Annotated in this window: 22 protein-coding genes; 21 read left to right on the top strand and 1 reads right to left on the bottom strand. The window is 31.4% G+C overall.

The features are described 5' to 3' along the window. Positions 1-75: 75 nt before the first annotated feature. The 20 genes from ACSVH2_RS10680 (at position 76) to ACSVH2_RS10585 (ending at position 17412) form a co-directional block, all read left to right on the top strand. Positions 76-3435 carry a CHASE3 domain-containing protein gene (locus ACSVH2_RS10680; RefSeq protein ID WP_438093170.1) on the top strand — a complete coding sequence of 1120 codons (3360 nt, stop codon included), beginning with the start codon at positions 76-78 and terminating at the stop codon, positions 3433-3435. 19 nt (positions 3436-3454) lie between these two features. Then, on the top strand, positions 3455-3889 hold the full coding sequence (locus tag ACSVH2_RS10675) for a response regulator (protein WP_438093169.1): 435 nt from the start codon (positions 3455-3457) through the stop codon (positions 3887-3889). Positions 3890-4302: 413 nt separating this feature from the next. Then, entirely contained in the window at positions 4303-5757 is a 1455-nt protein-coding gene (locus ACSVH2_RS10670) for an OmpA family protein (RefSeq protein ID WP_438093168.1), read from the top strand. 199 nt (positions 5758-5956) lie between these two features. Next, the gene (locus ACSVH2_RS10665) at positions 5957-6622 is read left to right on the top strand and encodes a hypothetical protein (protein WP_438093167.1); all 666 of its coding nucleotides are present in this window, start codon (positions 5957-5959) and stop codon (positions 6620-6622) included. Between the two features lie 104 nt (positions 6623-6726). After that, positions 6727-6870, top strand: coding sequence for a hypothetical protein (locus ACSVH2_RS10660; protein ID WP_438093166.1), 144 nt, complete (start codon positions 6727-6729; stop codon positions 6868-6870). A gap of 305 nt (positions 6871-7175) precedes the next feature. Continuing rightward, positions 7176-7934 (top strand): MlaE family ABC transporter permease, encoded by a 759-nt coding sequence (locus ACSVH2_RS10655; RefSeq protein WP_438093165.1) that lies wholly within the window; start codon positions 7176-7178, stop codon positions 7932-7934. Between the two features lie 2 nt (positions 7935-7936). Beyond that, on the top strand, positions 7937-8674 hold the full coding sequence (locus ACSVH2_RS10650; protein ID WP_438093164.1) for an ABC transporter ATP-binding protein: 738 nt from the start codon (positions 7937-7939) through the stop codon (positions 8672-8674). Between the two features lie 16 nt (positions 8675-8690). Continuing rightward, a complete protein-coding gene (locus ACSVH2_RS10645) occupies positions 8691-9548 on the top strand; it encodes an MlaD family protein (RefSeq protein WP_438093163.1) in 858 nt (285 codons plus the stop codon). A gap of 20 nt (positions 9549-9568) precedes the next feature. Beyond that, entirely contained in the window at positions 9569-10216 is a 648-nt protein-coding gene (locus ACSVH2_RS10640) for a diguanylate cyclase (protein WP_438093162.1), read from the top strand. Positions 10217-10417: 201 nt separating this feature from the next. After that, entirely contained in the window at positions 10418-12181 is a 1764-nt protein-coding gene (locus ACSVH2_RS10635) for an Ig-like domain-containing protein (protein WP_438093161.1), read from the top strand. Positions 12182-12249: 68 nt separating this feature from the next. Continuing rightward, entirely contained in the window at positions 12250-14250 is a 2001-nt protein-coding gene (locus ACSVH2_RS10630; RefSeq protein WP_438093160.1) for an OmpA family protein, read from the top strand. Between the two features lie 165 nt (positions 14251-14415). Further along, positions 14416-14730, top strand: coding sequence for a hypothetical protein (locus ACSVH2_RS10625; RefSeq protein ID WP_438093159.1), 315 nt, complete (start codon positions 14416-14418; stop codon positions 14728-14730). A gap of 135 nt (positions 14731-14865) precedes the next feature. Then, complete coding sequence (locus tag ACSVH2_RS10620; protein WP_438093158.1) at positions 14866-15105, top strand: hypothetical protein; 240 nt, start codon at positions 14866-14868, stop codon at positions 15103-15105. Next, complete coding sequence (locus ACSVH2_RS10615; RefSeq protein WP_438093157.1) at positions 15102-15482, top strand: hypothetical protein; 381 nt, start codon at positions 15102-15104, stop codon at positions 15480-15482. Before ACSVH2_RS10620 ends, ACSVH2_RS10615 begins: the two co-directional genes overlap by 4 nt. Positions 15483-15493: 11 nt before the next feature. Then, on the top strand, positions 15494-15925 hold the full coding sequence (locus ACSVH2_RS10610; RefSeq protein WP_438093156.1) for a low affinity iron permease family protein: 432 nt from the start codon (positions 15494-15496) through the stop codon (positions 15923-15925). A gap of 116 nt (positions 15926-16041) precedes the next feature. Continuing rightward, positions 16042-16227, top strand: coding sequence for a CsbD family protein (locus tag ACSVH2_RS10605; RefSeq protein WP_438093155.1), 186 nt, complete (start codon positions 16042-16044; stop codon positions 16225-16227). 72 nt (positions 16228-16299) lie between these two features. Further along, positions 16300-16452, top strand: coding sequence for a lmo0937 family membrane protein (locus ACSVH2_RS10600; protein WP_438093154.1), 153 nt, complete (start codon positions 16300-16302; stop codon positions 16450-16452). Between the two features lie 25 nt (positions 16453-16477). Continuing rightward, positions 16478-16717, top strand: coding sequence for a YtxH domain-containing protein (locus ACSVH2_RS10595; RefSeq protein WP_438093153.1), 240 nt, complete (start codon positions 16478-16480; stop codon positions 16715-16717). Positions 16718-16741: 24 nt separating this feature from the next. Then, a complete protein-coding gene (locus ACSVH2_RS10590; protein WP_438093152.1) occupies positions 16742-17089 on the top strand; it encodes a hypothetical protein in 348 nt (115 codons plus the stop codon). Between the two features lie 2 nt (positions 17090-17091). Continuing rightward, the gene (locus tag ACSVH2_RS10585; RefSeq protein ID WP_438093151.1) at positions 17092-17412 is read left to right on the top strand and encodes a hypothetical protein; all 321 of its coding nucleotides are present in this window, start codon (positions 17092-17094) and stop codon (positions 17410-17412) included. 102 nt (positions 17413-17514) lie between these two features. On the opposite strand, the gene ACSVH2_RS10580 is transcribed toward ACSVH2_RS10585, so the two are convergent. Then, positions 17515-17904 carry a hypothetical protein gene (locus tag ACSVH2_RS10580; protein ID WP_438093150.1) on the bottom strand — a complete coding sequence of 130 codons (390 nt, stop codon included), beginning with the start codon at positions 17902-17904 and terminating at the stop codon, positions 17515-17517. 227 nt (positions 17905-18131) lie between these two features. Here ACSVH2_RS10580 and ACSVH2_RS10575 point away from each other — a divergent pair, with 227 nt between their 5' ends. Then, positions 18132-18563, top strand: a complete 432-nt coding sequence (locus ACSVH2_RS10575; RefSeq protein ID WP_438093149.1) for a MarR family winged helix-turn-helix transcriptional regulator — start codon at positions 18132-18134, stop codon at positions 18561-18563. The last annotated feature ends 11 nt before the right edge of the window (positions 18564-18574 follow it).

The raw sequence follows: 18574 nt of genomic DNA, 5'->3' as shown, positions 1-18574 counted from the left end.
TTTTCTATCGGTTTGATAGTTGCGTTATTGGCTGCTTCATATTACAATTTTTTTATTGTAAAATCAACTCAAAAAATGGTTGAACATTCCCAAGAAATCATTAAAAAAAATAATGAAATTTTGGTAAACATTGTTAATATCGAAACAAACAGCAGAGGGTTTTTATTAACGGAAAACAATGATTTTTTATCCACAATTAATCAAAGTCAAAAAAATATTGACCACATTATCGAAGACCTATTTGTTCTCACCAATGATAATTCAGCACAACAAAAAAGAATTGCGATTTTAAAAAAATCTATTTCAAAAAAAATCAGTTTATCTCAATCTTTGATTTATAATAAAAAAAATAATATTGGCAGTAATCAGAGTGAATTAGCAACTTTAGCGACAGGAAAAGCCGTTATGGACTCCATTCGAGAAAACATCAAAATGATGAATTTTGAAGAACTCCGATTGCTAGAACAACGAAAAAGTGAAAATAATTCAAGCGCAGGAATGTCTGACTCGTTATTTATAGTCATTGCTATTTTTCTTGTTCTTTTAATCATTTTTATTTATTACATATTTAAGTTAGAAAAAAATAGAAACTCCGAATTAGAAAACTATATCCACAACCAAAAACTTGCATCTCAATATTCATTGAGTTTGATTGAAGCTAGTTTAGATCCTTTGGTTACCATCAACAACGAAGGGAAAATTACCGATTTAAACCAAGCCACAGTAAAGATTACCGGAATTGCCAAAGAAGAATTGATTGGATCAGATTTTATCAATTATTTTACCGAACATCAAAAAGCCTTAGAAGTTTATCTTGATGTATTTGCAAGAGGTTCTGTGGTTGATGCACCATTAACTATTCGTCACAAAAACGGGAAATTAACCGATGTGCTTTTTAATGGTTCCATCTATAAAGATGAATTAGGAAACACAAAAGGTGTTGTGATTGTAGCTCGTGATATAGCGGAACAAAAATGGGCTAAAGACTTACGGATTGCAAATAATGAATTGGCATTTCAAAATGATGAAAAAGAAAAGCGTGCGGCTGAATTGGTTATTGCCAATGAAGAATTACTGTATCAAAATGAAGAAAAAGAAAAGCGCGCTGAGGAATTGAGCATTGCCAATTTAGAACTTGAATTCCAAAATAACGAAAAAGAAAAACGAGCAGAAGAATTACTCATTGCCAATAAAGAACTCGAATACCAAAATAAAATAAAAGAAAAAAAAGCAGCAGAATTAATCGTTGCCAATAAAGAACTACTGTTTCAAAAAAACGAAAAACAAAATCGTGCCGACGAACTAGAAATTGCCAATAAAGAACTTTTATTTCAAAATGACGAAAAGCAAAATCGGGCTGATGAATTAAAAATAGCTGACAAAGAACTTACTTTTCAAAACAGTGAAAAAGAAAAACGTGTTATTGAAAACAAAGAATTGGAAGCTTATAGTTCTTCTCTAGAAATTACTTCGCAATATTCTCGTAGTTTAATTGAAGCCAGTCGTGATCCATTATTTACCATCAGTCCACAAGGCAAAATAACCGATACCAATAAAGCTTCGGTTAGAGTTACTAATGTGACTAAAGAAGAATTAATAGATTCTGATTTTATCTCCTATTTTACTGAACCCGAAAGAGCAAAAGAAGGATACGAACTCGTATTTTCTAAAGGATTTGTTGTTGATTATCCGCTTACCATCAAAGATCATAAGTTTACAGACGTGCTGTTTAATGGTGCTGTTTATAAAGATAATGATGGAAAAGTTATTGGTGCAGTGGTAGTTGCCAGAGATATTAGCGAACAAAAGAAAGCCGAGAAAGAGCTAATTGAGGCCAGAATTTTTGCAGAACTCGCCACTTCCATTGCTGAAGATGCCAAAGTTACAGCTGAAACTGCTACTTTAAAAGCAGAAGAAGCCGTGAAATCAAAACAACAGTTTCTGTCCAATATGAGTCACGAAATTAGAACACCGATGAATGCCATCATTGGTTTTACCAAAGTGGTACTCAAAACGGATTTAACCGCTAAACAAAAAGAATATTTAACGGCTATAAAATTGAGTGGCGATGCCTTAATTGTTCTAATCAATGACATACTTGATTTAGCCAAAGTTGACGCTGGAAAAATGACTTTTGAAAAAACACCTTTCAAACTAAAACAGTCAATCAATGCGATGTTGCATTTATTTGAAACGAAAATACAAGAGAAAAATTTAAAATTGATTACTCATTATGATTCCAACATTCCCGAAGTATTAGTTGGCGATCCAGTGCGGTTGCATCAAATTATACTGAATTTAGTGAGTAACGCAGTTAAATTTACTCAAAAAGGAAACATAACCGCAAGTGTTCAATTAACCTCAGAAACGGCTGAGGAAGTTGCCATTACATTTCAAATTGCCGATACTGGAATTGGCATTAAAGAGAGTAAAACAGACAAAATATTTGAAAATTTTCAGCAGGCAACAAGTGGTACATCCAGAATATTTGGAGGAACAGGTTTGGGACTTGCCATTGTAAAACAGTTGGTTGAAGCACAAAATGGCAAAATCGAAGTTGAAAGTGTTTTAGGCAAAGGGTCGAAATTTAGTTTTACTCTCCATTTTAATAAAACCAATCAACCAGCAGCTTTGGAAACAGAAATTATTGAATTAGACACCAAAATAAAAGATACCAAAATACTCGTAGTTGAAGACATGGAACTCAATCAACTATTGATGCGAACGCTTCTCGATGATTTTGGTTTTGAGTGTGAAATAGCTGCAAACGGAAAAATTGCCATTGAAAAACTCAAAAAAAACAGTTACGATATTATTTTGATGGATTTACAAATGCCCGAAATGAACGGTTTTGAAGCCACAGAATACATTCGACAAACCATGAAATTAGATATTCCTATCATTGCCTTAACCGCTGATGTAACAACCGTTGATGTGGCAAAATGCAAAGAAGTAGGCATGAATGATTATGTTTCAAAACCTGTTGACGAAAAGTATTTATACAGTAAATTAGTAGGTTTATTAAAGAAAACAGATGAATTCATAACGGATGATTCAAACGAAATAGCTGACGGTGAGCATACAAAATATGTAGATATTAGTTATTTAAAATTGCTGACTAAATCAAATACAAAGCTTATGTCTGAAATGGTAGAAGCCTATTTAAAACAAACGCCTCCTTTAATTATGTCGATGAAACAAAGTTACAGAGACAAAGATTGGCATATGCTTAAAGCTACTGTTCACAAAATGATACCTTCATTTACTATTATGGGTATAGATCCAGAATATACAGATTTAGCCAAAAAAATTCAAGATTATGCCGATAAGCTAGACCAAGCAACAGAACTTGAAGAATTGGTCACTAAGCTTGAAAAAGTTTGCAAACATTCCTGTTTTGAATTAGAAAATGAATTAAAAAATATAAAGCAATAAATTGCTAAAAAAAGTACTAATGAAAAGTGAAAAAAAGATTAAACTGTTTCTTGTTGATGATGATGCTGTTTTTTTAAAATTATTAGAAATTGAGTTCATGCAAAATGGTGATTTTGATATTGAAACATTTGCCACAGGTGAATTATGTCTCAAAAGTTTGTCAAAAAATCCCGATATTATTGTACTTGATTATCATCTTGATGGTATTGTAAAAAATGCTATGAATGGAATTCAAACTTTAGATGAAATAAAAAAAATAGATAGCAAAATTCCAGTTATCATGCTCTCTTCTCAGGACAAAATTGAAATTGCTGTAAAATGTATGCATCACGAAGCTTTTGATTATGTCGTTAAAAGTGAAACGGCATTCGTTCGATTGAAAAAAATAATTGCTCTAATTTTTGTTTACAAAACCATGAGAAAAGAACTGGATTGGTATATGGATAGAATGTAAGTTAGATTTCCAATACTTTCGCTCTTATCCTCATTAGCATTTCGCTTCTCTCCTATTCAAATCTGAATACTAAATTTAAGGCGCTTTTGCTTCTTCAAATTTCATTTTGTTAAACCAAATATATTACAACTTTTGAATAAAATTCTGTAATAGATTAGCGTTTATAAAGCAACATCTTTGTAAAATAAATATAGAACAATACTACTGTTTTATAAAGTAAAATAATATAAAAATTTGTTTGTTTGGTTGGTCATTATTAGGGGTAGTAATGACAAAGGCAAGGGTAAAACCTTGCCTTTTTGTATTTACCAAATTTCATAACAAATAATAATACAAACAATTACAATAGTTATGTAACTTAAACATTCAAGTTGCCACTGACCTTTGTACCAATATTAATAAATATAAACAAGATGAAAAAATTACTATTACTATGTATCTGTACTGCATTTACATTTAGTGCTAAAGCACAAACAGAAGACAAGAAATGGAATGTCGGACTTAATGGTGGTATTATCCAGTACAACGGAGATTTAGGCAGAGATTGGTATCAAACAGATAAAGCTTCATATGGTTTTGTTGGTGTATCGGTTTCGAGGTATTTATGGGATTTTCTTGATGTGAATGCAACCTATTCAAGAGGAACACTAGGTTATGACAGTGGTACAACAGGTTTCAAAAGTGACTTTAGTGCTGTTGGTTTAAACTTAAGATGGAATTTAATAAATCAAAAATATGCCATAAGACCTTATGTTTTTGGTGGTATTGGTGCTATTTTATTTGACAGACAATTAAACTTTCATAAAGAAAAAATTGACACCGCATTTCCAACTGTTGGTGGTGGTATAAACATTCGTTTGACACCTGAATTGACACTTAACTTACAAGAAACATTTATGTATACTAACAATGATAGCAGAGATGGTGTTGTATCAGGTAAAAAAGATGATTATTTAATGCACACAGCTGGATTATCTTATAGTTTTGGGAAAAAGAAAGATGCTGATAATGATGGTGTTTCGGATAGTAAAGACAAATGTCCAGATACGCCAGCAGGAGTTTCTGTTGACAAAAATGGTTGTCCAGTAGATAAAGACAATGATGGCGTAGCCGATTATTTAGATGCTTGTCCAGATGTTGCAGGTTCAGTCATGATGAATGGTTGTCCAGACAAAGATAATGATGGTGTAGCTGATGTAAACGACAGATGTCCAGATGTAGCAGGAACAGTAGCACTAAAAGGTTGTCCTGATAGTGATAATGATGGTGTTGCCGATTTAGATGATAAATGTCCTAGCACTAAAGCAGGCACAAAAGTTGACGCATCAGGTTGTGCACTTGATAATGATAAAGATGGTGTGAATAATGAAGAAGATCGTTGTCCAGATAACTTTGGTCCAGTTAGTTTAAAAGGTTGTCCTGATACTGATGGCGATGGTGTAGCTGATATTGATGACCGTTGTCCTACTGTAAAAGGAACTATTGTTAACAAAGGTTGTCCAGAAATTGCTAAACAAGATGCAGTTAGAATAACGTATATCGCTAGCAAACTTTTCTTTGAAAACAACAGTGATAAATTAAAAGTAGCTTCACTTGTTTTATTGGATGAATTAACCACTATTTTGAACAAATATGAAGGTGCCAATTTATTTATAGATGGTCACACCGATAGTAATGGTTCAGATGATTTTAACATGGTATTATCACAAAAACGTACAAACTCAGTTAGAAGTTATATGATTGGAAAAGGAATTTCCGAAAGCAGAATTACCGCCACTGGATTTGGAGAAAGTAAACCAGTAGCTGATAACAAAACATCTTTAGGTCGTGCTAAAAACAGACGTGTAGAGTTGAAAATTAATTACTAGAAAAATATAATTTAGTTTTTTTGGTTGAAGAGCTGTCAATTTATTGGCAGCTTTTCTTTTTTAAACAAACATTGAAAATCTTAACGACTACAATAATTGTATAATTAAAAACGCTAATTATGTAACACGCAACCATGGCGTTATAACTAGTTTTACAGTAAATATTTAAACTTAATTAAATATTATTAAACGTACTATTATGAACAAAAATGTATTAAAAATTGGGTTATTTTCATTAGTTCTTTTGGGATTTACTTCTTGTAACAAAAAAGAAAATGATTTAGCTGAACAAAGAATTAGCGAATTAGAAAGGTATGTTGATTCCTTAAAAACTGTTTCGGATGAAGATATGAAAGCAAACTGGGATAAAATTTCAGAAGACTTTGAAAAAAGAAATGCTGAAGCGTCAGAAGCATTGGCTAATCTTGATGAAGAAACAAAATCTACATCACAAGTTAGAATTACTACTACCACAACGTATTATGATCAATTTAAAAAGAACATGGAACCTAAACCAGTAGTTACTCCTTCTCCATCACAATTGTTGAGAGATCGTTTATTTGGTGCAGGAAAAATTGGAGATGATATGAGTTTTGCTTGGGTAAACAAAGATAACATACTTAATGTTTATGAAAACTTTTTCCAATCATATAAAGATAATAAAGGTGACTTTTCAAGAGAAGATTATGATGAAATAAAATTGATGTATGAAGCATTGGACAGCAGAAAAAATACCGTTGAAAAAGAAGGATTATCAAATGATGATAATATGAAAATTTCTTCTATCAAATTTAAATTTTCTCCTATGTTTAAAATGAATAGAATGGGAGCTAAAAATAGAGAAGCTACAGAAGCAAAAGAATAATTATAATTATTATTAATTCAAGTTGGAAATGGCAATCAGGGATGGTTGCCATTTTTTTTTAAATCAAATAAGTTTTAATCAATTTCAATTAAATTCTAAAAACTATGGCAATTAAAAAAATTCATGTTATTGCAACTAAAAAAAGTGATGCCAAGAAAAATAAAGAGGCATCAAAAACGAAATCAACTCATCCAGAGCAAAAAATAAAGAAGAAGCTGAACGAATTTGGCGATGATGATGCCATTTAGTTAACAAATTTTCAATACAAAATGAACCTTAATACAACTGAAACCATATTAATTTTATAACATATCAATACAATTATATAACAGTTTAACAGTTCAATTTACTCAATTTTACATAGTTGAAAATGCTACTCAATAGAACTGAATATGGTAAGCGAAAGTATCATTTTATGAAAATGAAATAAATAAAGTTATTTAGTCAAGAGAAGAAGAACCTCACCAAAATTGAATGTTTTTGGTTCTAACAAATAGCTTTATTTTTTACAAAATAGTATCTATTTCAAATTTCTACAAAAAAAACCAAACTGATGGAACCCAGCATAAAACAACTATTCACGAATACAGGATACATTACTTTATTCACAGGACGTTTTTTTAAAGAAGTATTCAAACCACCTTTTCAAATCAACGAATTCCTCAGACAATGTTACGCTATTGGCTTTAAATCATTACCATTAGTTACGATAACTGGTTTTATAATGGGATTGGTTTTAACCATACAATCACGACCAACCATGATAAAGTTTGGTGCCGAGTCTTGGTTACCAAGTATGGTTTCTTTATCCTTAATTCGAGAAATAGCACCCGTTATTACGGCATTAATTTGTGCCGGAAAAATTGCTTCAGGAATTGGAGCCGAATTAGGTTCAATGAAAGTTACTGAGCAAATTGATGCCATGGAAGTATCAGCTATAAACCCTTACAAATATTTAGTAGTCACTCGAATTTTAGCTACCACTTTGATGGTTCCTGTTTTAGTTATTTATGCCGATTTTGTGGGTATTTATGGTGGGTATGTTGGTTATAATGTTCACGGAAACATCAGTATGTACCGTTATTTTTCGGATGTATTTGAACATCTCGAATTTTTAGATGTATTACCAGCGGTTGTAAAAACATTTTTCTTTGGATTTTTCATAGGATTAATTGGGTGTTACAAAGGATTTAATGCATCAAACGGAACAGCAAGCGTTGGAATTGCTGCCAATTCTGCTGTAGTTTCTGCATCGCTTTCTATTTTTATAATAGACATGCTAGCGGTGCAATTAACCGATTTATTTTTCTAGAAATGATGAAAAGAGAAGCTATCATATCAATCAAAAATCTTTATAAATCTTTTGGAGGAAAAGCAGTGCTAAAAGGTATTTCTCTGGATGTAAATAAAGGAGAAGATTTAGTAATTCTTGGGCGTTCTGGTTCTGGGAAATCAGTAACTATAAAATGCTTGGTTGGTTTAGTAGAAGCCGATAAGGGAAAAATAGAAGTTTTTGGAACAGATATAACCAAGTTATCCAATGTTGAACTCAACAAAATTAGAGTGCGTATCGGATTTATGTTTCAAAATGGAGCACTTTATGATTCAATGTCGGTGAGACAAAACCTAACCTTTACCCTAAAACATCACACTAAAAACTTATCTAAAGAGGAAATAGAAAATAAAATTCTTGAAGCATTAGATAGCGTAGGTTTAAAAGAAGCAATCGATAAGATGCCATCAGAATTATCGGGAGGAATGCAAAAAAGAATTGCCTTAGCGCGAACCATAATAATTAACCCCGAAATAATTTTGTATGACGAACCTACTTCTGGATTGGACACCATTACAGCAAGGGAAATAAGTGAATTGATTGTATCTACACAAAAAAAACAAAAAACAACTTCAATAATTATTACTCATGATCTAGCTTGTGCTAAGATTACAGGAAATAGAATTATGATTTTAAAAGACGGCGTTATAAATGCTGTTGGAACCTATGAAGAATTAGAAAAAAGTACTGATGAATGGGTACACTCCTTTTTCATTTAAAAACAAAATAGAAATAATGACAAAAAATTCAAATCACATCTGGAAATTGGGAATGTTTGTAATCATAGGGATTGTATTCTTTGCAATTACCATATATTTCATAGGTAAAACCCAAAATTTATTTGGTGCTACTTTTCAGTTGAATGCCAATTTTAAAAATGTAAGTGGCTTAAAAGTAGGTAACAACGTGAGACTTTCGGGAATCAATATTGGTACTGTCAAGAGTATCGAATTTGTATCTGACTCGCTAGTAAAAGTAAATTTTGTTATTCAAGATGATGTACAAAAATATATTAAAACCGATGCTATGGTTAGTATTGGCTCCGATGGGTTAATGGGAGATAAAGTACTGACCATTTCACCTGGTTCCAAATCGACTAAAGTGGTGGAAGACAATACTTATATCCTTTCAAGTAAAGCTGTAGAAATGGAAGATATGATGAAAAGTGTAAAAGTGAGCATTGATAATGCCAAAATAATCTCCCAACAATTAGCAGAATTCAGTTATAAAATGAACAATAATGATGGTTTGCTCTCAAAATTATTGACTGATAAATCCTTTGCCAATAAGCTCGACAATACGATGGTAAACTTAGAAACAAGTTCAAATGAATTCTCGAATTTTTCAAAAAAAATGAATAATAAAAACAATGTGATATCCAAGCTAGTTGACAATGAAAAACTTGGAAAATCCGTAGACTCTTCTATCATCAATATCCAGAATGCTTCAAAAGGATTAAATGAAATTGAAGAAGCCGCTAAAAAGAACTTTTTACTCAAAGGATATTTTAACAAAAAGGAAAAAGCAGCATTAAAAAAGCAAAAAGAACTAGAAAAAACAGCAAACAAGAAAAATGATTCTATTGTAAAATAAAAATTAAAAAAAACAGAAAAGTGTCAGCTATAGTAAAAAATATAATGTTTCCAAACAACTATTTAATTAATGAGAAACTAAGTCTCGCTAATAATAGTATTGCTTTACAATTTATTGAAAATAAAAATATTACTGCTGAATTAATTTTAGCAAATAAAAAACTTGCGCTACAAAATGAAGATAAAGATACTAGAGCAGCGGAATTAATTTTAATCTTTAGAGAACTTGCTTTTCAAAACATAGAAAAAGAAAAAAGAGCAAAAGAACTTGTTATCACTAATAATAAATTGGCTTCCAAAAACATACAGAGAGAAATACAAACTGCTGAACTTAATTTAGCTAACAAAGAACTCCTAGCGCAAAACCAGGAAAAAGAAAAAAGAGCTAATGAGTTGATTTTAATAAATAATGAACTAAAAAAAGCAGAAGAATATCATACAGAATATATTAAAGGACTAGAAGAAATGATGTTTATAACATCACATAAAATAAGAATACCAGTTGCTAATATTCTAGGATTAACAAAACTACTAGAAGACACATCAAACTCTCCAGATGAAATAGCACAAACTTTGAATTACATCAAAGAATCAGCTTTATCACTAGATGATTTTACAACGGAATTGACCCATTTTATTTCGAATCTTAAACATAAGAGTAAAATTTAATAAAGCAATCTAGAATTCCAAGATATTGAGACAAGGCTACGAATAAAATCATAAAAATATAAAAATCAAATACTTACAGTATAAACGTTATTGGTTTATGTGAATTATGTAACATTATAAACAAATGGTATAAGTCTTAGGGTTAACTATAGAACAACCTTTGCTGTGTGAAAATTAATTCACTTTTAAACCCAAAAAAAAATGAAACTAAAAAAAATAATGATAACAATGGCAATGGCCTTTGTTATGTTAATTGCAGGTTGTGCAAAAGATGATTTTGTAGAAACTGTCGGTGTTTGTCCTATTGTCGAGTCTACTAACCCAGATAATAACGACACAAACGTACCCGTTAATCAAGTAATTACGGTTACTTTTAATGAAGAAATGAACCCTGATTCTATTAATCAAGACTCGTTTACTATTGTTGGAACAACAGCTATTGGCGGTGTAATTACCCATTCGGGAGCAACCTACACTTTTACACCAAACGCACCTTTATCAACTAATACTACTTATGTTGGTACAATTTCTACAGAAGCACAAGATCCAAATGGAAATGCTTTGCAACAAAATTATAATTGGTCATTTACTACTGGAGCGACATTACAACCTAGAGTAATTTCGACAAGTCCATCACCTAATGAAACGGGAGTTGTATTGAATAAAGTGATTAGAGCTACATTCAATATGCCGATGAATCCGACTAGTTTAAGTCAAACTACATTTTTAGTGAAACAAGGAACAACACCTATAGTTGGTGTAGTAACCTATTCTGGAAATGACGCCTTTTTTACCCCAAATGTAAATCTTAGCGCAAACTTAGTGTACACTGCAACTATTACAACAGGTGCAACCAATACTGCCAATACACCTCTTGCAGCAAATTATACTTGGACTTTTACAACTGGAGCTATTGCTGCACCAAGAGTAATTGCAACAAGTCCAAATCCAAATGAAACTGGTGTTTTGCTTAACAAAGTAATTACGGCAACTTTTGATATGGCTATGAATCCATTAACAATAACTGATTTAAGTTTCAAACTAAGACAAGGAACTACTAACATTTTAGGTACTATTTCTTATTTAGGAAATACTGCATCGTTTGTGCCAAATAATCCATTGTTAGCCAATACTATTTACACAGCCACAATTACAACTTTTGCAAAAAATCTAGCTGGAATTCCTTTAGCTGATGATTATGTGTGGAGATTTACCACTATAAACAATAACAATAGTCCTGTTTTAGGAGGTATGGACATGTTTGGAGCTTTTGGTGGAACTGCAGGAGTTACAAATCAAGGTTTGAATACGATTATTAATAATGGAGGTTTAGGAACAACAGCTGTTTCAACTGCTGTGACTGGTTTTCATGATGCTACAGCTATTTATACCGAAACACCTCTTAATGTAGGTAATGTTACTGGCGGAATATATACTGCACCACCATTACCTGGAACAGCTACTTCTTTTGCTATTGCTACTCAAGCATTAGTGGATGCGAATGCTGCTTACATTAGTATTTCTCCAGCGGCAATGCCTGGTGGAACTGATCCAGGTGCAGGTGAACTTGGCGGTTTAACTTTAGCTCCAGGAGTTTACAAATCAGCTAGTGGTACATTTAATATATCTAATGGAAATTTAACCCTTGATGCTCAAGGCGATCCAAATGCAGTATGGGTTTTCCAAACAGCTGCAGGTTTAACTGTAGGTATTGCAGGTCCAACTGGAGCTAAAAGTGTTATTCTAACAAATGGTGCATTGGCTAAAAATGTCTTTTGGCAAGTAGGTAGTGCTGCTACCATTAATGCTGCTGGTGGTGGTGTTATGGTAGGAACAATAATTGCCTACTCTGGTGTTACGTTTTCAACTCCTGGAAATGCAGTTCAAACAATATTAAATGGAAGAGCCATTTCACTTATTGCTTCTGTAACTATGGTTAACACAACCATAAACGTACCTAATTAAGAATACTTTAATCTAATCTAGTTAAAATAAAATCCCTTCCGAGGAAGGGATTTACAAAATAAACACAAATGAAAAATACATCTATAATACAGAATGAATATCATAGAATGAAATTCTATAGTATCAAAAACATTTTAGTTATGGCATTGATTTGCCTAAGCAGTTTATCAACATTGCAAGCTCAAGAACCGCAGTACACAAAACCAACATGGTGGTTTGGTGCGGCAGTGGGTTCGAATTTCAATTTCTATAGAGGTTCAACACAACAATTGAATGCTGACTTCACATCGCCAACGGCTTTTCATAATGGTTTTGGAGCGGGTTTATACTTAGCACCAAATATAGAATATCATCCTGCTGACTCAAAATTTAGTTTTATGCTACAAGCAGGTTATGACAGTAGAACTGGTAAATTTAATGAAGTCATTACTCCATGTGATTGTCCAGCTGATTTGAGTACTAAACTAAGCTACATTACTATTGAGCCAAGTATCCGTTTTGCTCCATTTAAAAATAATTTTTATTTATATGGTGGACCAAGAATAGCATTTATTCAGGATAAATCATTCGATTATCAATTAGGAAAAAATCCAAATTTCCCTTTACAACCAGAAAATCCTGAAATAAAAGGTGATTTTAATAACGTTAATAACACCATTATTTCAATGCAAATTGGAATGGGATACGATATTCCAATAAATTCTGAAACTGCAAAAACACAATGGGTAGTATCTCCTTTTGTAGCATACCAACCTTATTTTGGACAAAATCCACGTTCAACCGAAACTTGGAATGTATCAACACTTAGAGCTGGTGCTGTTATAAAATTTGGTCAAGGTCATCGTGTAGCAACACCTGTGGATGGTGAAGTCCAGTTTTCTGTAACCGCGCCAACAAATGTAGCCACAGCAAGAAAAGTTAGAGAGGTTTTTCCAATCCGAAATTATGTATTTTTTGATGCAGGTTCATCAGAAATATCAAAACGTTACGTTTTGTTGAAAAAAAACCAGGTAGCAGATTTTAAAGAGGATCAAGTAGCACTCAACACTCCAGCAAATATGTCTGGACGTTCAGAACGTCAAATGATTGTGTATTATAACATTTTAAATATTCTAGGTGACAGAATGGGTAAAAACCCTTCTTCAACTATTAGATTAGTTGGTTCTTCAGATAAAGGACCAGATGATGGTCGCGCTATGGCTCAATCAATCAAAAACTATTTGGTTTCTGTTTTTAGCATAAATAGTAACCGAATAGCAGTTGAAGGAAGAGTAAAACCAGAAGTTCCATCGGAACAACCAGGAAAAACGCGTGAATTAGAATTATTGAGAGAAGGAGATCGTAGAGTATCTATAGAAAGTGATTCTCCTGCTTTATTAATAGAGTTCCAAAGTGGTCCTGATGCACCTTTAAAACCAATAGAAATAATCACAATGGAACAAAAAGCCAATAGTGATAGTGTAGTTTTTGATGTGGCAGGTTCAAAAGAAGTCTTTACTTCATGGACATTGAAATTAAAAGATTCTAGAGGGAAAACTCAAAATTATGGTCCATACAGTGATACTAAAGTAAGCATTCCTGTAAAAACTATTTTAGGAAATCAACCCGAAGGTGATTATGCTGTTACATTAACTGGAACAACCCTAAGTGGAAAAACCGTTACCAAAGAAACTACCGTTCACGTAGTACCATACATTGCTCCAGTAGTTCAAGAAAGCATCCGCTTTAGTGTGTTGTACGAATTCAACGAGTCAAAATCAATTGCTATTTATCAAAAATACTTAACCGATATTGTAACTCCAAAAATAATGAATGGCGACACTGTAATTATTACTGGTCATACAGATATTATAGGTGAACTTGATTACAACCAAAGTTTGTCTTTAGCTAGAGCTAATGATGTGAAAGGTATTCTTGAAAAAAGTACCGCTCAAGCAGGAACAAAAAATGTATCTTTTGAAATTCATGGTTATGGCGAAGATGAAAATTTAGCTCCTTTTGAAAACAAATATCCAGAGGAACGTTTTTATAACCGTACAGTAGTTATAGATATTATTTCAAAAAAATAATCCTAAAAGCAGAACATAAAAAGGGATGACAGTCAAATGTTATCCCTTTTTGTTATTTCACAATCTATGAATTCTGTAACAATAAACAAGAAATGTGTAATAGTTTAAAGAGCTATAATTCTGAATTTTACACTATCAAAAAAATTAATTTTAAATAACCAAATTATGAAAAAACTACAATTATACTTATTGGTATTCCTTTTATCACTAAGTGCCTTTTCAAACAGTGCCACAGCAGCTACAACTGATCCTGGTTCAAAAAATAACACTAAAGAAGTTCCGGCAGAAGTTAAAATCATGCTGAACCGATTAGAAGAGATTAAAGAAATGGACAAATCGTCTCTAAGTTCATCTGAAAAAAAAGAACTAAGAAAAGAAGTTCGTGTCATCAAAAAAAGTTTAAAAGCTTCTGGTAATGGTGTTTATCTTTCTATTGGAGCAATCATTATTATCATTCTTTTATTAATCCTATTACTGTAAAACATCACTTTTATTGATTCTTGTACGAACAAGTTTTTTTAAAGTGTTTTATTAAAATATTTAAAATAAGTGTTAGTTAGGTTTTAGTTCGATGAAAAAGCACCAGTTTGGTGCTTTTTTTAAAATCACAATTCAATGGAAACAAACAAAAAAATCAATAAAAAAATACTACTGCTGACACTGAAAATTAGAAATGATTATCCAGAATTACAGATTTTTCTAAACGAAATGCCCGTTACAATTCCAGTGGTTGAAAACCCGAAGATCAATGCTAGAGTTCTAGAAGAATATTTTAATTCGCTAGAAAACTTACTTCAAAAATATGCATCAAATAATGAAACATTAATTCATAAACTCAAAAAAACAAACCTATGAAAACAATAGCCATATATATGGATCATTTCTCGGCAAACTTTATAGAACATTCAGGAACTGCAAGAGAAGTTAAAACCATTACCTCAGATTTTAATCATTTTGATAAAAAGAAGATTTTACAAAAAGGAGAAAGTCATTTGCACAACAAAGAACAAGATTTGCAACATAAATTCTATGAAGAAATATGTAATAATTGTTCTGATTATAATCAAATACTATTATTTGGACCCACGACTGCCAAACTAGAATTGCATACTATTTTAACTAAAGACAATCGATTTTTGAATATAGAAATTGTTATTAAAAACACCGATAAGTTAAATATTAATAAGCAATTAGCATTTGTAAATAACTTTTTATACGCCGATACTTTATGAATTTGATGTATTTGAAAGTAGAACTTTTTTTTGAAAAAATAACTTCAATTGGCACTAAAATTTTAGGAAACTCTATCACGTTTATTTTGGCATTCATCATGGTAATATATTGGTGGGCTACGAATTTATTTACATCAGATGATGCGCATCAGAACATTGGTGATATCATTTTTGGTGTAACATTTTTAAGCTTATTTGTTATTCAAAAATCATTCAATCGCTATTCTGCCTTAGTTCATTTAAAAATTAATGAATTAATTTCTTCTCATGATCAAGCCAACAATGAAGTAATGAACACCAATATGAAAACTGAGAAGGAAATACGTGTACTTACTGATGAATATTTTACAGAAGAAGTTATAGAAAATGAAATTGAAAATGAAATTGAAAAAATAGAAGAGGATGAAAAATTGACTAATGAAATTAAAAAAAACGATAAGTAATTATTACGTCAAGAGAAAGAAATTTGAAACTTTTCGATAAAATTATGTAATACAATTTGCTAGTAATTAAACAACCTTTGTGTTGTTATAATACTGTAACACTAAAAATTAAAGTTATGAACTCAACAGAATTAAAAGGAAACTGGGACGTACAAAAAGGAAAATTGAAACAAAAATTTTCAACACTTACTGATAATGATTTGACTTACCTAGAAGGTAAAAAAGATGAAATGCTAGGGAAACTAGAAATCAAACTTGGTAAATCAAAAGAAGAATTACAAAAACTGATTAAATCACTTTAATCTACCAATTGAGAATATCATTTTCAATAAAACTATCAAATTCCAATTTTATAAATTAAATAAATAATTATCATGAGCAATTTACTTTACACCATCGCAATCGTTTTAATCATACTTTGGGCTGTGGGCTTTTTTGCCTATAGTGCTGGTGGCATTATCCATATCTTATTAGTTATTGCTGTCATAGCTGTTATATTAAGAATAATTCAAGGAAGACGATTATAAAAAAACAATTTAAAAAAAAGAAATTATGAATTCAGGCAAAGTATTATTAGGCGTTTTAGGCGGAGTTGCTATTGGAGCACTAGCTGGAGTTTTATTTGCACCAGCAAAAGGAACTAAAACAAGAAAAAGAATTTTGAAAAAAGGGAATGATTATTCCAAAGACTTAAAGAACAAATTTGAGGATTTGTACAACACAGCTACAACAAAGTATGAAGATGTTGTTGAACAAGCCAAAGAATTGGTTGGTGATCACCAAATGAAATAAAATAATTCGCATACAAAAAAATTTATGGAAACAAAGGCAACAACATTAGAAAATCTATTTGAAAAAGTAGAACAGTTCGGTAAAACCTCATTAGAACTTTATAAACATAAAGCAATATATGAAATAGCTGTACTCACTTCTACCCTATCTGTTAGATTAATACTTGTACTTGTTATTGCCTTGGTTTCCTTTTTTCTATCAATTGGCGCTGCGCTTTGGTTGGGCGATATTTTAGAGAAAAACTATTATGGCTACTTCATAGTTGCCTTAGCTTATGTTGTATTGGGTTTAATTCTATTTATTTTTAGAAAACCCTGGATTAAAACACAAGTCAGTAATCTTGTTATAAAAAGTATGTTAAAACCACTGTAACTATGAAAACTATAAATCAAGAACAGTTTTTATTGGAACGCATTGTTTCGTTGGAAATTCAACAACGAACACAATCGCAACAGCTAAAAATTCAATTTCACGAGTCACTACAACTGTTAAATCCATTTTCAATTATTAAATCTTCTTTAATAGAAATTGATACCGTTCCCGAAATTAAAAATGTAGTATTAAAAGGAATGGTGAATTTAACCTCTTATTACTTAGCAAAAAATCCAGTCTATGGTATTTTCCAACGACCTATAAACAGATTGTTAGGGAAAGTTATAACTACTGTAGTAAACAAATTTAAATCAAAAGAATAGGTTTCAGAATTATAGAAACATATTCATAAAAGATAAAAAGGAAGGGCTAGAATCAAATGTTTTGATTTTAGCCCTTCCTCTTTAATTATTTAATTTATGCGGTTAGTTAGCTGTTACAACAACAATTACCCTTTGTCTTTTAGTAGAATAATCTGCTGGATATTTTAGTTTGTGAGTAGCTAATAAAGTATAAGGTTCATCACCAGAATAATTCTCAATAAGAACATGAAACCCATTGCGAACAGAATAACCTCTGTAATGTAAAGGTATAGCAGAATCAGAAACCCAAATTCCATTTTCCTTAAATATAAATAGTGTAGTCTTTCTATCATAATACGCTTGTAGATTAGGATAATAATCAAATCGGGACAAATCGGGTACTTCAATATTTAGGGTGTCTTCAACTTCAAGCTTTTCTTCTACAATCTGAGCTTGCATTAAAAGTGAAGAAAAAATCAATATTGTCATCAAGACTTTCGTATTCGTTTTCATAATAATTAATTTAATATGTAGCAGTAATGCTTCTATGTAAAGGTAACGTCTTCAATAGTTTGAAGTGTTACAGTATTCTAGTTGAGAGTTATATAAATAAATGGTTTAGGAATTCTAAATTTCATTCTCATTGTTAAATTTCATAAAAAAATAAAATATAGTATGCGCGCATAATATTTTTTTATATCTTTGAAATCGAAACGAAAACGTTTTAGCTCTATTTAGGTATGAAGGACAAAACTATTGATTATATACTCCGCGCTACATGGCAAGCCGTTGCCAGAATGTATAATGAAGAAGCTTCTAAATTTGATGGTTCAATGGCAATAGGTTTTGCCCTATTAAGCATTGACAAAGAAGATGGAACGCCATCAACAGCTATTAGTGCTCGAATGGGAATGGAAGCAACAAGCTTAACCAGAACATTAAAAACTTTAGAAGAAAAAGGACTCATCCTCAGAAAAAAAAATCCAGACGATGGAAGAGGTGTTTTGATTTATTTAACTGATTTTGGTAAAGAAATGAGAGCACAATCCAAAGAAACCGTTTTAAAATTTAATGAGTCTATCCGAAAAAATATATCCGATGAAAAACTTCTAAATTTCATGGAAGTAGCCGAAACTATAAACGAATTAATCGCAGAGAAGAAAATATTTTAAATAATATTTAA

The organism is Flavobacterium sp. RSB2_4_14, from assembly GCF_051547085.1.
Lineage (GTDB): Bacteria > Bacteroidota > Bacteroidia > Flavobacteriales > Flavobacteriaceae > Flavobacterium.
Note: the sequence above shows the minus strand (reverse complement) of the source record. Positions and strands in the feature narration are given on the sequence as shown.